This is a genomic window from Streptomyces sp. NPDC052042, from assembly GCF_044548345.1.
In the GTDB taxonomy this organism is placed as follows: domain Bacteria; phylum Actinomycetota; class Actinomycetes; order Streptomycetales; family Streptomycetaceae; genus Streptomyces.
On record NZ_JBIUBU010000012.1, the window covers coordinates 31,949 to 48,934 of the forward strand.

Here is a 16,986-nt window from a genome sequence, read left to right on the forward strand (position 1 = left end):
GCACACATCATCACCCGGCGCAGGCCAATTGCCGTCAACTGGTCTTTGCCGCCCTCCGGCCCCCGGCACATGATCGGGAGAACGCCGTTGCAAAGGAGCAGAACATGGCGACCGTCGTGCTCGTGGGGACACTGGACACCAAGGGGGCGGAGTACGCGTGGCTGTCGGCGCGGCTTCGCGCGTCGGGATGCGATGTGGTCCTCGTCGACGCGGGTGTGATGCCGCCGCCCCACGGCGCCCCCTCGGGTGATGTCGACGCCGCCGCCGTGGCCCGGCGGGCCGGGCACGACCTGGACGCGCTTCGGGCGGCCGGCAACCGCGGGGCGGCCGTGACGGCCATGGCCGAGGGCGTCGAACTGGTCGTGGGCGACCTCCACCGCGAGGGGCGGCTGCACGCGGTCCTGGCGGTCGCGGGCAGCGGCGGTTCGTTCATCGCCGCCCGTGCCATGCGGGCGCTGCCCCTCGGCGTCCCGAAGCTGCTGGTGTCCACCATGGCGAGCGGGGACGTGTCGCCGTACGTGGGCGACAGCGACATCACCATGATGTACAGCGTGGTCGACGTCGCGGGCATCAATTCGGTGTCGTCGCTCATCCTGGGGAACGCGGTGGCGGCGGTCGCCGGAATGGCCGCCCATCGTGAGCGGAACGTGAACCGGCCGCAGGGACGGCCGCTGATCGGTGCCAGCATGTTCGGCGTGACCACGCCCGCGGTCGACGCGGCCCGGCAGCGGCTGGACGAGCTGGGCTACGAGGTCCTGGTCTTCCACGCCACCGGGGCGGGCGGACGGGCTCTGGAGCGGCTCGCGGCCGGAGGGTTCCTGGCGGGCGTCCTGGACCTGACCGCCACCGAACTCGCGGACGAACTCGTCGGAGGGGTGCTCAGCGCCGGGCCGGACCGGCTGACCGCGGCGGGCCGGGCGGGACTGCCGCAGGTCGTCGCCCCGGGCGCCCTGGACATGGTCAACTTCGGTGGCCGGGAGACGGTTCCGGAGCGCTTCGCCGAACGTCGTCTCCTCGTCCACAACCCCACGGTCACCCTGATGCGCACCACCGCCGACGAGATGGCGGAGCTCGGCACCCTCATGGGCCGGAAGCTGGCCGCCGCACAGGGGCCGACAGCGGTCCTGTGGCCGTCGGGCGGTGTCTCGGCGGTGGACGCGCCCGGCGGGCCGTTCCGGGATCCGGAGGCCGACGCGGCCGGGCTGGCGGCCCTGCGCACGGCGCTGGACGGCAGCGCGGTCGAGCTGCGCGAGATGGACGCGCATCTGAACGACCCGGCCTTCGCCGTGGCCGCCGCCGACCGTCTCCACCGGCTGATCAGCGCCGCCGGCCGCGTCCCGGCGGACACGGACACGGGCGCCTGAACCATCGCGGGCGGGGGCAAGGACCGCACCGTGCGCGGGCGCCCGACCCTGCAAAGAGCGTCCGGACCGTCCGCCCTCCCCCGTCGCACACCCGACGTCATCCGGCAGAACCCCCACACCCCCGAACAAGAAGGAGACCTTGCGTGAACCGCGAACAAGCCCTGGCCCGCCTGACCGCACAGATCAGCGCCGGCAAGCCCGTCATCGGCGCGGGAGCGGGCACCGGTCTGTCCGCCAAGTGCGCGGAGGCCGGCGGCGTCGACCTGCTGATCATCTACAACTCCGGTCGTTACCGGATGGCCGGGCGCGGCTCACTGGCGGGTCTGCTGCCCTACGGCGACGCGAACGCCATCGTCCTGGATATGGCGGGCGAGGTCCTCCCCGTCGTGCGGGACGTCCCCGTGCTCGCCGGGGTGTGCGGCACCGACCCGTTCCGGATCATGGGCAACTTCCTCGACCAGCTGAAGGCCATCGGCTTCACCGGCGTGCAGAACTTCCCCACGGTCGGTCTGTACGACGGGAAGTTCCGCGAGAACCTGGAGGAGACCGGCATGGGCTTCGGCCTGGAGGTCGACATGATCCGCCAGGCCCATGAGCACGATCTGCTCACCGCCCCCTACGTCTTCGACCCCGAGCAGGCCGCCGACATGGCGCGCGCCGGCGCGGACGTCCTGGTGCCCCACGTCGGTCTGACCACCAAGGGGTCCATCGGCGCCGCCACCGCGCTCACCCTCGATCAGGCCGCGACGGCCGTGCAGGAGATGCACGACGCCGCCAAGCGTGTCAATCCGGGCATCATCGTGCTCTGCCACGGCGGCCCCATCGCCGAGCCCGAGGACGCACGCCACATCCTGGAACACACCACGGGAATCGCCGGCTTCTTCGGCGCCTCCTCCATGGAACGGCTCCCCACCGAACGCGCCATCACGGAACAGGCGCGCTCCTTCAAGTCCCTCACGATCGGCTGACCGAGCGGGGAAGAACACGGCCGCCCGAGCCGGGGCGGCATGGCGCGCGGCGGGGAACGCCCCTCCGCGCGCGCCCCGCGTACCTCCGTGCGCCGCGTAGAACGATCCGTGCCCGGGCATCGGCTCAGGGAGACCGGACAGTGCGTCCGGGGGGAGGTGCGCCGTGCATGGACCGGCGATGTCCGGCTGGCTGCTGATGGCGTTGTGCGTGATGACGGGCGCCTACTGCCTGCTGCGTGCGCACGGCGAGACCGGGGAGGGGCGCAGAGCAGCGCGCGCGGAGGCCGTGATGGGGTTCGGCATGGCGGCCATGGCCGTGCCGGCGGCGGTCGTGGCGCCGCCCGCGTGGGGGTGGGCCGTGTACGCGGTGCTGTTCGGCGCGGCCTCATTGCGCGCGTTGTGGTTCTCCCGCCGCGGCGGACACCATCTGCACCACCTGGTCGGGTCCTCGGCGATGGTCTACATGGCGCTGACGATGGCACCGGGCGCCGGGGACGCGGGGGGTCACGGCGGGCACACCGGCCACGGCGTGGCCGCCACGGCCGGGGGCGTGCCCCTGCTGACCGGGCTGCTGCTGGCCTACTACGCGGCCCATGTGCTGTGGTCGGGGGCCCGGTTGATACCGGTGGCCGCGTCACCGGCCGTCGCGGGCGCAGGAGCGGCCGGGGGCGGCTGGGCGGCACGGCCCGAGCTCGCTCTCGCCTGTCGGATGACGATGGGTATCGCCATGTTCGCGATGCTGCTCACCATCTGAGAGGCGCGGGCAAACCGTGGTGTGCGTCACTTGCCGTGCGCGGCCGTACCCGTGGACACCGCGACACTCGTAGGCTGACGCCATGTTGGTCTCCTTCGCACTGCTGCTGCTCGGTGCACTGGCCGCTGTCGTGACCCCGCGCCTGATGGCTCGGGCCCGGTGGCCGGAGCGGGAGCCCGTGGTCGCGCTGTGGGTGTGGCAGTGCGTGGTGGCCGGGGTGCTGCTGTCCTTCGCGCTGTCCATGACGTTCAGTGCGGCCGCCGCCTGGAAGGCGGTGCGCGGGCATGTGTTCGCGCCGGCTCCGCAGGCCGTGGTGGAGGCGTACGCGCTGGGCGGCTACGGCCGGTGGTCCGCGGCCTTGGCCGTACTGCTGGCGCTGGGCGGGGTGTGGACGGCGGCGATGCTCGCTCGCGAGGTGCACCGCGCCCGGGTGCGTCGGCGGCGGCGCAGGACCGAACTGCTGGTGCGTTCCCCGCTGTTGCCCGGGGAGAAGCCCGGCGGCGGGCGACTCGTCGTGCTGGAGGGAGAGCGTCCCGGTGCCTGGTGGCTTCCGGGCTCGGCGCCGCAGTTGGTCATCACCACCGGGGCGCTGAGCCGGTTGAAGGGGCGTCAGCTGGATGCGGTGCTGGCTCATGAGCAGGGGCACGCGAAGGCCCGGCACGACTGGCTGCTGCACTGTTCCGGCGCGCTCGCCACCGGTTTTCCGCAGGTACCGGTCTTCGCGGCTTTCCGCGACGAGATGCACCGCCTGGTGGAACTGGCCGCGGACGACGTGGCGTCCAAGCGGTTCGGGCGGCTGACGATCGCGCTGGCCCTGGTGGAACTCAACGAGGACCGGGGAGTGTTCGGCCCGTCCCCGGCGTCCGACGCCCAGTTGCCGCTGCGTGTGAACCGGCTGCTGACCCCGGTGGAGCGGCTCACCGCGGGCCGTCGACTGCGGCTGACCGCGGCGGCCGCCCTGGTGCCGGTGGTCCCGCTCCTGGTGGCTTTCGCTCCGGGGCTCAGCGCGCTGCGATAGCCGGTGCGGGGGCTTTCCGGGAAGATCGCCTCATGCCGTCCCCGTCCCCCGCTCCACCGGTCCGCGCGCGTCCGCTCGTGACGCCGTTCGGCGCGGCCGCTGCGTGTGCCTTACTCGCCGCGGTCCTGCTGGCGCTGGTCGTCGTGCGCTGGCCGCCCCTGATGGCTGCGGACCTGTCGGTCGCCCGGGCCCTGCACCGCAAGGCGGTCATGGAACCCGGCCTGGTCCGTGTCAACCGCATCCTGACCGACTGGGTGTGGGATCCGTGGACCATGCGCGCCCTGATCGCGGTGGCCGTGGTGGTGCTGTGGTGGCGGGGCGCTCGGGCGCTCGCCGGGTGGGTCGCCGCGACGAGCGTGCTGTCCACCGTCCTCCAGCAGGGACTGAAGGCCGCGGTGGGCCGTCAGCGCCCGCAGTGGCCCCACCCGGTGGACACCGCTCATTACGCGGCGTTTCCGTCCGGTCACGCGATGACCGCGATGGTGAGCTGCGGTCTGCTGCTCTGGCTTTTGCGCCGCCGCGATCCGGGCCGGTCGGTGCGGGGGGCGGCGTGGGCGGCGGCGGTCGTCTCGGTGGCCGGGGTGGGTCTGACCCGGCTCTACCTCGGGGTGCACTGGCTGAGCGATGTACTCGGTGGCTGGCTGCTGGGGGCCGTCCTGGTCGGGTTGTGCGTGGCCGGGTACGAGCGGTACGAACGGCACGGAGGGGCGGCCTTGCCGCGACGTTCCTGAAGCGGCGAGGATCGCGTTCATGCGATTCAAGGCTGTGCTCTTCGACTTCTCCGGAACCCTCTTCCGCATCGAACCGGTCCGGTCCTGGTTGCGTGCCGTCCTCACCGAGCGCGGGGTGCCGATGAACGAGGCCGGGTTCGAGCGGTGCGTGCGGCAGCTGACGGCAGCCGGGGCGCTGCCGGGCGGTCCGCCTCCCCTCCGCGTCCCCGACGGGTTCGCCGAGCTGTGGGCCACCCGTGACGAGAGCGCGGAGCTCCACCGCCGGGCGTACACCGGTCTGGCCCGACAGGTGGCGCTGCCGGACCCGGGACTGTACGACGCGCTGTACGAGCGGCATCGGACGCCCGCCGCCTGGCGGCCTTACCCCGACGCGGCGGAAGTGCTCGGCGCCCTGCGGGACAACGGTGTCCGCGTCGGCGTGGTCAGCAACATCGGCTGGGATTTGCGGCCGGTCTTCCGGGCGCACGGCCTGGATCCCCTGATCGACGCCTATGTGCTGTCGTACGAGCACGGCGTCCAGAAGCCGGACGCACGACTCTTCCACACGGCCTGCACACTTCTGGGGCAGGATCCGGCGGATGTGGTGATGGTCGGTGACGACCGTCACGCGGACGGCGGGGCGGCGGCACTGGGCTGCGACGTGCGGTTCGTGCGCCATCTTCCGGTGGAGGAGCGGCCCGACGGGCTGCTCGGGCTCGGACTCGTGCCGGGCGTTGCCCGAGGAACATGTGAGAGATGTCCCTGACGCACAATGGGTCGGATTTTCACACCGTGGCCTTAGCCTGTATGCATGTCCCGTTCTCCGCGCTCCGCCGATTCCACGCGCACCGCCGCCGTGGTGAACGAAGAGATTCGTGACCTGTGGCAGCGTTCGGGCGGTCGCCTGTCCCCGGAGGACGAGGAGCAGTACCAGCGGCTGCTGGTGGAGTGGGCGGCGGCGACCGGAGGGAGTTCCCGCTCCGCCGCGTGACGGGCCGCCGGGCCCCGGTCGGCCCGCGCCGCCCGGCGATGTCGCGGCGGCAACGCCCCGCGACCGGCTCTCCCGTCCGACAGGGCCGGCCGCACGACCCGTTCCTGCCGGGGACCGGCCGGGTCCGGTTCTCGCACACGCTTCCGCCTCACCGCCCCTGCCTCGCGCCCGCCACCGGGCCGACCGGCCCACCGGCCCGTGCCGCCGGCGCGGGCGCCGGTCGGCCGCGCCGCCGGAGAGCGATGGCGGTGTCCGCGTCGTACCCCTGGGTCCAGCCGCGCCCGGCATCCGACTTCCAGGTGACGTGGACGGTGTCCCCGGCGGCCCTGACGCCCTCCACCGTCATGGCCCGGTCGCCGTCGCGCACGTCCCCGCGGCGCAGCTCACGCGCGCTGACGGTGACGGGGCCCGACTCGGGCGGGGCCTCGGCGCGGTCCGCCGCAAGGACCAGGGCCGCCGCCAGCTCCCGGGCCCGGGCGGGGGTGCAGACCAAGGACAGCTCCCCCGACGGCGCCGCTGCCCGGACCTCGACCGCCGTCCCGGCCGGGGCCACCTCCAGGGTCGCGACGCGCCCCTCACGGTCCTCCACACCACTCGTCATCACTCCGCACTCCTTCCGCACGACCTGCCCGCCCGCCGCTGCCCGCGCGCTTCCCGCGCGGTCTTCGCGCACATCAATCGCGCGGTCTTCGCGCACATCAATTCGGTTGTCGCCCGGACGGGCCTCGGATACCGTCCCACAACCATGGCAACACCCACTCTGAACACCGAACGGCTGCTTCTGGAGCCGTACTCCCCCGCGGACGAGGCGACCTTCGTCGGGCTCTTCCAGGACACCCGGGTGTCCCGGTGGATCGGCGACGGTCCGGGCACGGAGGCCGAGGACCGCGCCCTGTTCCAGCGCATCTTCAGCAAGGTCTACGCCCAGGAGCTCTTCGACGTCTGGGCGGTGCGGCACGAGGGCCGCATGATCGGGCACGCGGAGATCAAACCGTCCCGGGAGGTGTCCGGGCACGAGATCGTCTACGCCCTGGCCCCGGACGCGTGGGGGCGGGGTTTCGGGACCGAGATCGCGCGAGCGCTGATCTCGTACGGGTACGACGCCCTCGGGCTCACCGAGGTGCACGCGACGGTGGCCGCCGAGAACACCGGCTCCCTGGTGCTGCTGGACCGGCTCGGGTTCCGGCACGTGCGGGACGTGACGGAGGACGACGGCAGCACGACCCGGGTCCTGACGCGGCCCGTCGGCGACGCCCCGTAGAAGGCGGCCGACCCGGTCGCGGCAGGAGTCGGGCCGGCCGTTCCGAGGCCGGCACGCGCATGGCTCCGACGCGCCGTCCTCGGCGCCCGCACGGCCCTCGCTCCTCGCAGCGGCACCGTCCGCGCCGGCAAAAAGCGACGACAAGGATCGCCACAACCGCCTGCGCGACTGAGCCGGCAACAGGGTGCAAACTGGCCCATATCCGGCACAACGGCGTCTCGGGAGGTTCGGCGATGACCGACGTACTGCTCACCGTGGGCACCCGCAAGGGACTCTTCATCGGCCGCAGGCGCGGGGGTACGTGGGAGTTCGACGGCCCGCGTTTCCGCGCCCAGGCGATCTGGTCGGTCGCCATCGACACGCGCGGAAGGGCTCCCCGGCTGCTGGTCGGCGGGGACAGCGCGCACTGGGGCCCGTCCGTCTTCCACTCCGACGATCTGGGCCGCACCTGGGGCGAGCCGGAGAAACCGGCCGTGAAGTTCCCCGGGTTCACCGGCGCCTCGTTGGAGCGCGTCTGGCAGTTGCACCCGGCCGGGCCCGAGGCGCCGGACGTGGTGTACGCGGGCACCGAACCGGCCGCGCTCTTCCGCTCCCGGGACCGTGGGGTGTCCTTCGAACTCATCCGTCCCCTGTGGGAGCATCCGACGCGTTCCGCCTGGGTGCCGGGCGGGGGCGGCGAGGGCCTGCACACCGTCCTGACGGACCCCAGGGACGCACGGGCGGTGACGGTCGCGGTGTCGGCGGCCGGCGTCTTCCGCACCAAGGACGGAGGTACGAGCTGGGCACCTTCGAACAAGGGGGTGTCGGCGAGCTTCCTCCCCGACCCGGATCCGGAGTTCGGCCAGTGCGTCCACAAGGTGGCCCGGGACGCGGTCGACCTCGACCGGCTCTACCTCCAGAACCACTGGGGAGTGTTCCGGAGCGACGACTCCGGGGACAGTTGGACGGACATCGGGGGCGCGCTGCCCTCCGATTTCGGCTTCGCCATGGCCGCGCATCCGCACCGGGCGAACACCGCCTACGTCTTCCCGATCAACGCCGACGCCGACCGGGTGCCGGCCGAGCACCGCTGCCGGGTGTTCCGCACCGGGGACGCGGGCGGCAGCTGGGAGCCGCTGTCGAGGGGGCTGCCCGAGGAGGCGCACTACGGCACGGTGCTGCGCGACGCGCTCTGCACGGACGACGCCGACCCGGCCGGGGTGTACTTCGGCAACCGCAACGGCGAGCTGTACGCGAGCGCCGACGACGGGGAGAGCTGGCAGCAGCTCACCTCCCACCTCCCGGACGTGCTCTGTGTCCGGGCCGCGGTGGTCGGCCGGTGACGGACGGGCCCACGGCCCGGCGGCCGTAGAGGTCCGGCCCGCTCGACGCCTCGCGGTCCCGGACACCCGCCGTCGGAGCGCTCCGACGGCGGGCGGTGATCAGGGCAGTTGCCAGTCCACCGGCTGGGCGCCCTGGCGGAGCAGCAGTTCGTTGGTGCGGCTGAAGGGGCGCGAGCCGAAGAAGCCGCGATCCGCCGACATGGGCGAGGGGTGCGCGGACTCGATCGCCGGGAAGTCTCCGAGGAACGGGCGCGTATTGCGGGCGTCGCGCCCCCACAGCACGGACACCAGGGGCTTGCCGCGCGCGGCGAGGGCCCGGATGGCCTGCTCGGTCACTTCCTCCCAGCCCTTGCCGCGGTGCGCGCCCGGCTTGCGGGGTGCCGTGGTGAGCGCCCTGTTCAGCAGCAGCACGCCCTGACGCGTCCAGGGCGTCAGATCGCCGTTGGACGGCCGCGGCAGTCCGAGGTCCGTGTGGAGCTCCCGGAAGATGTTCTCCAGGCTGCCGGGCAGCTGCCGGACTTCCGGGGCCACCGAGAAGCTCAGCCCCATGGCCATCCCCGGCGTGGGGTAGGGGTCCTGACCGACGATCAGAACGCGTACCTCGTCGAAGGGCTGCTGGAACGCGCGCAGGACGTTCGCACCGGCCGGCAGATAGGTGCGGCCCCCCGCGATCTCCGCGCGGAGGAAATCACCCATCTCCGCGATACGTCCGGCCACGGGGGCCAATGCCTCGGCCCAACCGGGCTCGACTACTTCATTCAAGGGTCGTGGTGCCACGAAACATCACTCTACCGGCGTAGCGGGCCCCCTCACCTACCCTTCGGCGGCTCCTCTCCCCCGCTCCCGCGGCCATCGCCTCGCGCCCGTCCGCGCCCCCGCCCCGCACCTCTCAAAGCCCCCCGCCCCGAGTTCCCCGCCCGCGACGGTCTCCCTACGGGGGTTCCGCCTGCGGCGGCCCGGATCGGCCGGGATAGGCTGCCGCCGTCATTCCTCCTCGCACTGGAGCCGGTCCATGAGGTCACACAGGCGTCCGCCGGAGAGCGGTGCTGCGCGCCGCACCCCGGGGAGGCGGCCATGACGGCGCGGACCGGCACGCCTTTCGGCGCTACGGAGCCGACGGGCTCGACCGGGGCGGACGCGCCGGGGCCGTTCGTGCTCGGCGTGGACTCCGGAGGCTCCGGGCTGCGGGTGGCGCTGGGCACCGCCGGCACGGCCCACACCCTGGGCACCGCGGACTGCGGTGCGCCGGTGCGGACCGGACCGGAGGGGATCGACGCGGACCACCTGCTGGATCAACTGCTGCCCGCCGCCCGCCACTTGCTGGAAAGGCACGGCACCGGCCGGGACACCGAGGTCGCCGCGGTCGCGGTCGGCGCCGCCGGAATGGCCACGCTCGGCGGGCAGTTGCGGGCCGAGCTGCCCGCCGCCCTGAAACGCGCGCTCGGCGTGCGGCTGCTGGCCCTCGCCGCCGACGCGGTGACCGCCTACGCCGGTGCGGTGGGGCAGCGTCCCGGCGCGGTCGTGGCGGCGGGCACGGGGCTGATCGCGCTGGGCACGGATCTGACGTCCTGGCACCGGGCCGACGGCTGGGGACATCTGCTGGGCGACAGCGGCGGCGGTGCCTGGATCGGGCGGGCCGGGCTCGACGCCGCGATGCGCGCCCACGACGGCCGCCGCGGGGGTTCCGCCGCGCTGCTGGCCCGGCTGGAGGCGGTGTTCGGACCGGCGCAGGAGCTGCCGGGGCTGCTGTATCCGCGTACCGACCGGCCGGCCGTGCTGGCCTCGTTCGCGCCCGAGGTCGCCTCCTGCGCCGGGCACGACGCGGTCGCGGCGGGCATCCTGCGGGAGGCCGCCGGGCACATCGCGGCGGCGGCCGCGGCGGTGTGCCCGAAGTCCGGCAGCGGCGGCCGGCCCTGTGAAGTCGCCCTGACGGGCGGCCTGTTCCGGATGGGCGACCCGCTGCTCGTACCGCTGCGCGAGGAACTGTCCCGACAGGTCCCGCAGGCCCGGGCGGTCCCCGGATCGGGTGATCCGCTCACCGGCGCCCTGTCCATCGCACGGGCGTTGGCCGACGGCGATCTGCGACTGCCCCCTCATCCGACGCTGTTGTGCGTGCACGGCGACGGCCTGCGCGATGACCTCGGGCAGGTGGCGACAGAGCGGGACAGTCAGCCGTTAAGCCTCTCATCGGATAAAAGCGGACAGATGGCGCCCGACTGGGCCCTCCCCGAACGGGAGGGCCCTCGAAACCAGTAGCATGCGGCGCCATGAGCACCCCCACTGGGCCCGCTTCCGGCCTGCCCGTACGAATGCCGCGACCTCGCCAGTCCGGACGGCACCGCCGCCCGGAGCCGGTGATCGCGCCCGAGGGCGCCGCGGCGCTCGTTCTCGCCGTTCCCGGTGCCCCTTCCCCGGCCACGCGCAGTCTGGCCGAGGAAGTGATCAGCATCGCCCGTTCCGAGCTGCCCGGTCTGAACGCCCGGATCGGCTACCTCGACGGCGACGACGAGTTCCCCTCGCTCTCGTCCGTCCTCGCCCACAACGCCGCCGAGCGCGTCGCGCGCGTCGAGCAGGCGCGGGCCGCCGGCCGCGAGGTCGCCGACCCCCAGGGCCCGTCGGCCGTCGTGGTACCGCTGCTCGCGGGGCCGGACAGCGCGCTGATCCGGCAGATACGGCAGGCCGTGATGGACAGCGGTACGCAGGTGGAACTGACGGACGTGCTCGGCCCCCACCCGCTGCTCGCCGAGGCGCTCCACGTGCGCCTGTCCGAGGCCGGTCTGGCCCGCGCCGACCGTGCGCGGCTCTTCACCGTGGCGACGGCGGCCGACGGCATCGTACTGACCACGGTGGGCGGCGAGGAGGCCGTGCAGGCGGCCGGCATCACCGGCATGCTGCTCGCCGCCCGGCTGGCGGTCCCGGTGATGGCCGCGGCGCTCGACGTGGAGGGGTCCGTCGCGTCGGTGGCCGAGCAGCTGACGGGTGCGGGTTCGGCGCAGCTCGCGCTGGCTCCGTACCTCATCGGGCCCGAGGTGCCCGAGGGCCTGCTCGACATCGCCGCGAAGGAGGCGGGCTGCGCGGCGGCCGAGCCGCTCGGCGCCTACCCGGCGATCGGCAAACTGGTGCTGTCGATGTACATGGCCGCGCTCGGCATCACGCCGGCCGTGCCGCAGGGCACCCCGGCACGCTGAAACGGGGCTCCGGCCCGGCGCGCTCGCCGTTCGTTCCGGTCGGCCGGGCCCGATTCCTCCGGGCCCGGCCGGCCGTCGTGCAGTCCGGGGGCCGCGGTCGTCAGGCGAAGACCACGCACGACGCGGCGGGGACGTCCAGCGCACCGGCACGGCGCGGAACGCCAGTCGTCGGGTCGACGGCGAACCACGTGACGTCCCCGGACCGCTCGTTGGCCGCGTACAGCCATCGCCCGGTGGGGTCGAGCGCGAGGTCGCGCGGCCAGCGCCCGCCGCAGTCCACGGTCGTCACCGGTGTCGCCTCCTCGCCGGTCGGGTCGAGGGCGAGGACGGAGATGCTGTCGTGGCCGCGGTTCGCGGTCCACAGGAACCGGCCGTCGTGCGAGACGACCACCTCCGACGGATAGGTCACCAGGTCCTCGTCGCCCCCCGCGCCCTCGGGCAGCACGGCCGTTTCGGCGACCGGTTCCAGCACCCCCGCGACGGCGTCCCACCGGCACACGGTGACGGTCGGTTCGAGTTCGTTCAGGACATAGGCGTGGCCGCCGCGGGGGTGGAAGGCGAGATGGCGCGGGCCCGTGCCCGGGCGCAGGGCCGTTTCGCCGTGCAGGCGCAACGCGCCGCTCGCAGGATCGAGCGCGCAGACCCGCACGGAGTCGGTCCCGAGGTCCACGCTGAGCACCCATTCGCCCGAGGGGTCGGGCAGCACCTGGTGGGCGTGCGGGGCGCGCTGGCGGTCGACGTCCGGTCCGCTGCCCTCGTGGCGGAGCACGGAGCCGACGGGTCCGACGGAACCGTCCGGGTCCACCGACAGGGCGGTGACGCTGCCGGAACCGTAGTTGGCGGTGAGGAGGCGGCCGGCCGCGAGGGACAGATGGGTCGGGCCCTCGCCGTCCACGGGCCGCAGCCCGCCGATCGGCCGCGGCACGTCGCCGGTGATGTCGAGGGCGGCCGCCGCGCCCGGTTCGGTCTCGCTGACCGCGTAGAGCACCCCGCCGCCCGGCCCCGGCCCGTGGCCGACGGCCAGGTACGAGGGGTCGGGGACGGCGTCCGTCGTGCCGAGGACGTTCAGCTCCCCGGTCCCGGGGTCCACGGCGGCGGCGGTGATCCCCCGCCCGCCCGCCGAGGTGAACGATCCGATGAAGGCCCGTCGCGCGCCGTCGCCCGTCACACCGCTTGTCACCGCACTGCCCCTCTCCTCCGTCCGACCGCGGTCGCGCATACCGCCGCGGCCCTCCCGGGGCGACGGTAGCAGTCGGCCGGGCAAGGTCTGGACCAGGCCCTCGCCGGGTGGTACGGCCCGGGGCAGTGCCACGTCACGCGCCGATCAACGGCGCCCCGGGCGCGCTGCGCAGCGGCGCGGCGAGTCCGGCCAGGGCCCGCTCCAGGCCGTGCAGATGGGCGAGGGCGGGCTCGGCTGCGGTGACGTGCGGCGGAAGGCCGGGGACGTCCGCCCGCCGTGCCGGGTCCGGGGCGGTCAGTGCCTCGACGGACGCCTCGACGCGCCAGCACGCGGCGGCGAGCCGCGCGTCGTGGGACGCCTCCGGGTCGGCAGCGACGGAGGCGAGTCCGCGTACCTCCCGGGCGCAGGCGTCCAGGAGCGCGAGCACCTGCCGGGCCCTGGCCTTGCGGGCGCGCAGCGGGCTCAGCGGGTGCACCAGCGGTGCCAGTGACATACGGACCCGGCCGAGGAGCGCCTCCAGTTCGGCGACGCGGGGCGCGGGGTCGGCGGTCGGCGAGCCCGCCAGTCGGGCGGCGGCCTCCGCGGTGCAGGCGTGCACACTGCGCAGGGCCCGCTGGATCCATGCGTCGGTCGTGGCGTGCGTGGTGACCGGCAGCACCAGGAGCACCGCGAGGGCGGCACCGAGCGCTCCTGCGGCGGTCTCCGTGACCCGCAGCAGGAGCAGGTCCGGGCCGAGCACGCCGAGCAGTCCGTACAGTGCCCCGGCCATCACCGTCACGGACAGCATCATCCAGGTGTACGAGACGGCGGCGGTGTAGAAGATCCCGAAGACCCCGAGCGCGACGACGACGGCGCTCGGCACGGCGGCCCCGTGCAGCGGCACGACGACGGCCAGTCCGAGGGGCACGCCGATCAGTGTGCCGAGGACCCTGCGGAAGCCGCGGACCAGTGTCTCGCCGCGCGAGGTGGTGTTGACGAACACCCACCAGGCGGCTCCGACGGCCCAGTACCAGCGCTGCTCGGAGAGGAGTTGGCCCGCCGCGAGCGCGACGGCGCCGCCCGCCGTGGCCTGGACCGCCTGCCGCGTGGTCACCCGGGCCAGTCCCCTGCCGGGCAGCGGGGCGGGTGCGGCGGCGGCCGGCAGCCTTCGCTCGTAGCACCACAGTCCGAAGCGGACGGCCGAGGAGGCGAGCAGGGAGAGGGCGATGGCGGAGTACAGCTCGGGTAGTTGCCTCGGCAGTGTGTGGAGGAACTGCGTGGTGAAGAAGGCCATGAACGCGAAGACGCCCAGCGAGTGGCCGCGCGGACCCCATCGCCGCGCGTACACCCCGAGGCCCATGACGGCGAGGAACGCCGCGTCCCGTGCGACCGGGTGGTCGTGGAGGACGGCGGCCAGCGCGAGGACGGGGAAGCCTGCGACGGGCAGCAGCGCGGTGGTGACGGCCTGGCCGCGGACGGTGGTGTCCAGCACGGTGAACAGCGCGAGCAGCGCGGCGAGTCCGCCCGTGATCGCCGCGACGAGCGAATGTCCCGCCAGGCCGCAGAGGCTGACGGCCAGTCCGATGCCGAGGACGGCCCTGAGCGCGCCGCGCAGCCGCAGTCGGCCCGGGTCCGGGGAAACGAACATCCTCTTCAGCACATGGCTCCCGTTGCGTGCACCGGTTCCGCGCACCGGCATGAAAAAGGCGCCGCGGGGAATCCGCAGCGCCATCGACGGGTCCATCACAGCACTCCTGAGGACTCTGGCTCAACTGACGCCGGATTCACTGAGCCATTGGTTCAGCGAATCGATGCTGAACCGCGCCAGAGGTGGGCCAACGGTCGCAGGGGCGATGGAGCCGGCCCGCCCGGAGCGGCGGGACCGGCTCCCACGGGGCACGGCCGCCGTCACCGGAGGTGCGGGGCGGACTCCGCGGGGCGATCCGGGTCCACCGGCCCGTCGGAGGGCCGTGCCGGGAGCACCGCCGTCGCCTCGTCGGCTGTTCGACGCCCGGGGGCAGCGGTCGCCGCCGCACCGTGCCCCCCGTTCCGACGCGCCCCTCGGCGACGCGCACCCGGGACCGGCCGGTCGGGGACGGGCCACGCCGCCGCCCGGGCGGGACCGTCTTCCCGTACGAGCGCGTTCCTCCCGCGGGAGCGCCCCGTCTCGAAGCCGTGGAACGCCGCCCGGCAGATCAGCAGGACCGCGGCGAACGCGGGCAGCCAGGCCGGACGGGCGAGCACCCAGCCGGGGGTGTCGGGCGGGGTGTGCAGGCCGGGCAGGGGTCCGGCCGGCAGCAGACCGGTCGCGGTGACCACGATCATCGCGGTCTGGTGCCACAGGAATATCGTCATCGCGGACAGGTTCGTCAGCGCCACCGCCGCCCAGAGCGCCGGGCGGCGCAGCACCCTGCGCAGCGGCGCGAGGAGCAGCAGCGCCGCCCCGCACTGGGCGAGACCGAAGGTGACCGCGGCCAGGTTCGGCGGATCGAGGTTGGAGACCTCCTCGCCGGGCACGCCGACCATGGTGGCCGGGTAGCCGGCCCACAGGACGAGCCCGACGGCCGCGGCGGCTCCGCCCAGCAGCAGCGTCCATCCGGTCCTGCGGCCGCGCAGTTCGCCCCGGGCCCATGCCGTGCCCAGGCAGTACGGGACCAGCCAGCCCGCCACCACGTTGACCGAGGCGAACGGACCTGGGGTGTCCAGGCCGAACCGGTGGAGGTCGGTGATCAGCACGACGGCGAACGGCCAGAGCGGGTGCAGTCGCGTCACCAGCGGGGTCGCCGCCGTCAGCAGGGCGAAGACCGCCACGAACCAGAGCGGGGACCACACGAGCCGGCAGAGCGTGAGCACGGTGTCCTGGTCGGCGCCGAGGGCGAGCATCGCGCCCGCCGCCACGGCCCATACGAGCAGCACGGCCGCCACCGGCCGCAGCAGCCGGGTCAGCCGCCCGCGGAGCCACCGCCCGTGGCTCTGACCGCGGGCGCGGGCGGCGGCGTGGCTCCGCGCGCCGACCAGCCCGCCGACCACGAAGAAGACGGCAAGCGTCTGGAACACCCAGGAGAGCGGGGCGAGTTCCGGCATGGAGTGCAGGGGGCTCGCGCTGTACAGGGTGCCGCTGTCGGCGACCAGCGCGGTCACCAGCCAGTGGCCGAGGACCACGCCGAGGATGGCGAGGGCGCGCAGCGCGTCGACGGCGCGATCGCGGCCGGCGGGGGTGGCGGCTTCGATCCGCCGGACGAGGTCACGCATGGCGTTCCCCTGGGCGCGCCATGGCGGGGGACGCGGCCGGGGCCGTCCCTGCCACGATCCCGGCGATGCTCTTCAGCGGTACGGAACCGGGTTTCAGGTAGTCGCTGTGCCCGCCATCGCCGGCCGCGAAGATCCGGGCGCCGAACGCGGGCGAGACCGGGTCGGTGCCGAAACCGATGTCCGTGAACGGGAGCCGGAGCCTCAGGTGCGGCACGCCGCCGATCCAGTCGTCGCCGCCCCGGCCCGCCCAGACGGTGGCCGTGGTGCGCAGGTCGGCGGCCGTTCGATAGCCGGTGCCGGGGCTTCCGTACAGGACGATGTCCTCGACCGGCAGTCCGTGCGCGGACCTGGCGCAGACGACGGAACCGTAGGAGTGGCAGACGAGAGTGGTCCTGACCCCGGGTCCCAGCGCGCGCAGCTCGCCCACGAAGTCCCGTAGCGCGGGCGCCGCTTCGGCGGCCCGGCCGGGGGTCAGCGCGGCCGGGCCCACCGTCGCGGGGGTCCGGTAGCCGAGCCAGGCGACGACGGCCGATCCGTCGCCCAGCTCCCCCTGGAGGGCCGCTCCGCCGTCGCGCAGCCGCGCGTAGTGGTCGAGGCCGATGCCCGCGCCGGGGACGAGCACGGCGATCCGCTGCGCGTGTGCCAGGTCACCGAAGACCTCGGCGCCGCGGCCGCCGTCCCGGCCGTCGAAGAAGAGGAAGCGGCGTCCGGGTTCCGCCATGGTGTGCAGCGCGGCGGCCCGGCCGCGATCGCCGTGGCCGGCGGCGGTGCGCTCGGCCGCCCGGATGTCGGCGCGGGTCGCGGCATAGCGCTCGGCGAGCGCCTCGGGAACGGCACTGCGCAACGGGCCCCGGACGGCCGGGGCGGGTGCGGGGACGTCCGCGGGCCCGGCGGCTCCGGCCACGGGCACCGCGACCGAGGCGGTCACCAGTGCGGCGAGCAGGCCGCGGCGCAGGCGGGAGACGCGCGGAGGGGAGGGCATGACGGTGTTTTCCTTCC

The 16,986-nt window shown here is 74.3% G+C and carries 17 protein-coding genes; 11 read left to right on the top strand and 6 right to left on the bottom strand.

The annotated features are described in order from the left end of the window. Positions 1-104 precede the first annotated feature (104 nt). The 7 genes from ACIHCL_RS20560 (at position 105) to ACIHCL_RS20590 (ending at position 5,805) form a co-directional block, all read left to right on the top strand. The gene (locus tag ACIHCL_RS20560) at positions 105-1,364 is read left to right on the top strand and encodes a Tm-1-like ATP-binding domain-containing protein (RefSeq protein ID WP_399863756.1); all 1,260 of its coding nucleotides are present in this window, start codon (positions 105-107) and stop codon (positions 1,362-1,364) included. 143 nt (positions 1,365-1,507) lie between these two features. Beyond that, positions 1,508-2,332 (top strand): phosphoenolpyruvate hydrolase family protein, encoded by an 825-nt coding sequence (locus ACIHCL_RS20565; RefSeq protein WP_399863758.1) that lies wholly within the window; start codon positions 1,508-1,510, stop codon positions 2,330-2,332. A 163-nt stretch (positions 2,333-2,495) separates the two neighbouring features. Beyond that, positions 2,496-3,086: a DUF5134 domain-containing protein gene (locus tag ACIHCL_RS20570; protein ID WP_399863759.1), complete on the top strand. Its 591-nt coding sequence runs from the start codon at positions 2,496-2,498 to the stop codon at positions 3,084-3,086. An 82-nt stretch (positions 3,087-3,168) separates the two neighbouring features. After that, positions 3,169-4,104, top strand: coding sequence for a M56 family metallopeptidase (locus ACIHCL_RS20575; RefSeq protein ID WP_399863760.1), 936 nt, complete (start codon positions 3,169-3,171; stop codon positions 4,102-4,104). Between the two features lie 32 nt (positions 4,105-4,136). Beyond that, on the top strand, positions 4,137-4,835 hold the full coding sequence (locus ACIHCL_RS20580) for a phosphatase PAP2 family protein (protein ID WP_399863761.1): 699 nt from the start codon (positions 4,137-4,139) through the stop codon (positions 4,833-4,835). Between the two features lie 19 nt (positions 4,836-4,854). After that, positions 4,855-5,580 carry an HAD family hydrolase gene (locus tag ACIHCL_RS20585; RefSeq protein WP_399863762.1) on the top strand — a complete coding sequence of 242 codons (726 nt, stop codon included), beginning with the start codon at positions 4,855-4,857 and terminating at the stop codon, positions 5,578-5,580. A gap of 45 nt (positions 5,581-5,625) precedes the next feature. After that, positions 5,626-5,805: a hypothetical protein gene (locus tag ACIHCL_RS20590; protein ID WP_399863763.1), complete on the top strand. Its 180-nt coding sequence runs from the start codon at positions 5,626-5,628 to the stop codon at positions 5,803-5,805. 148 nt (positions 5,806-5,953) lie between these two features. Here ACIHCL_RS20590 and ACIHCL_RS20595 read toward each other — a convergent pair whose 3' ends face one another. Further along, complete coding sequence (locus ACIHCL_RS20595; protein ID WP_399863764.1) at positions 5,954-6,406, bottom strand: hypothetical protein; 453 nt, start codon at positions 6,404-6,406, stop codon at positions 5,954-5,956. Between the two features lie 144 nt (positions 6,407-6,550). Between ACIHCL_RS20595 and ACIHCL_RS20600 the strand changes: the two genes are divergently transcribed. Then, entirely contained in the window at positions 6,551-7,066 is a 516-nt protein-coding gene (locus tag ACIHCL_RS20600) for a GNAT family N-acetyltransferase (RefSeq protein WP_399863766.1), read from the top strand. A 233-nt stretch (positions 7,067-7,299) separates the two neighbouring features. Next, complete coding sequence (locus ACIHCL_RS20605; protein ID WP_399863767.1) at positions 7,300-8,388, top strand: WD40/YVTN/BNR-like repeat-containing protein; 1,089 nt, start codon at positions 7,300-7,302, stop codon at positions 8,386-8,388. A 99-nt stretch (positions 8,389-8,487) separates the two neighbouring features. On the opposite strand, the gene ACIHCL_RS20610 is transcribed toward ACIHCL_RS20605, so the two are convergent. Further along, positions 8,488-9,165, bottom strand: a complete 678-nt coding sequence (locus ACIHCL_RS20610; RefSeq protein WP_399863769.1) for a uracil-DNA glycosylase — start codon at positions 9,163-9,165, stop codon at positions 8,488-8,490. Positions 9,166-9,462: 297 nt separating this feature from the next. Here ACIHCL_RS20610 and ACIHCL_RS20615 point away from each other — a divergent pair, with 297 nt between their 5' ends. Then, the gene (locus ACIHCL_RS20615; protein WP_399863770.1) at positions 9,463-10,644 is read left to right on the top strand and encodes an N-acetylglucosamine kinase; all 1,182 of its coding nucleotides are present in this window, start codon (positions 9,463-9,465) and stop codon (positions 10,642-10,644) included. 11 nt (positions 10,645-10,655) lie between these two features. Continuing rightward, entirely contained in the window at positions 10,656-11,576 is a 921-nt protein-coding gene (locus tag ACIHCL_RS20620) for a sirohydrochlorin chelatase (RefSeq protein WP_399863771.1), read from the top strand. Positions 11,577-11,676: 100 nt separating this feature from the next. Here the strand turns inward: ACIHCL_RS20620 and ACIHCL_RS20625 are convergent, their stop codons facing one another. The 4 genes from ACIHCL_RS20625 to ACIHCL_RS20640 form a co-directional block, all read right to left on the bottom strand. Further along, a complete protein-coding gene (locus tag ACIHCL_RS20625) occupies positions 11,677-12,795 on the bottom strand; it encodes a lactonase family protein (RefSeq protein ID WP_399863772.1) in 1,119 nt (372 codons plus the stop codon). A gap of 94 nt (positions 12,796-12,889) precedes the next feature. Next, entirely contained in the window at positions 12,890-14,395 is a 1,506-nt protein-coding gene (locus tag ACIHCL_RS20630) for an FUSC family protein (RefSeq protein WP_399863966.1), read from the bottom strand. A 248-nt stretch (positions 14,396-14,643) separates the two neighbouring features. Continuing rightward, positions 14,644-15,987, bottom strand: a complete 1,344-nt coding sequence (locus ACIHCL_RS20635; protein ID WP_399863773.1) for an acyltransferase — start codon at positions 15,985-15,987, stop codon at positions 14,644-14,646. Further along, complete coding sequence (locus ACIHCL_RS20640) at positions 15,980-16,969, bottom strand: alpha/beta hydrolase (RefSeq protein ID WP_399863774.1); 990 nt, start codon at positions 16,967-16,969, stop codon at positions 15,980-15,982. The genes ACIHCL_RS20635 and ACIHCL_RS20640 overlap by 8 nt, the downstream gene beginning before the upstream one ends. Positions 16,970-16,986: the final 17 nt, after the last annotated feature.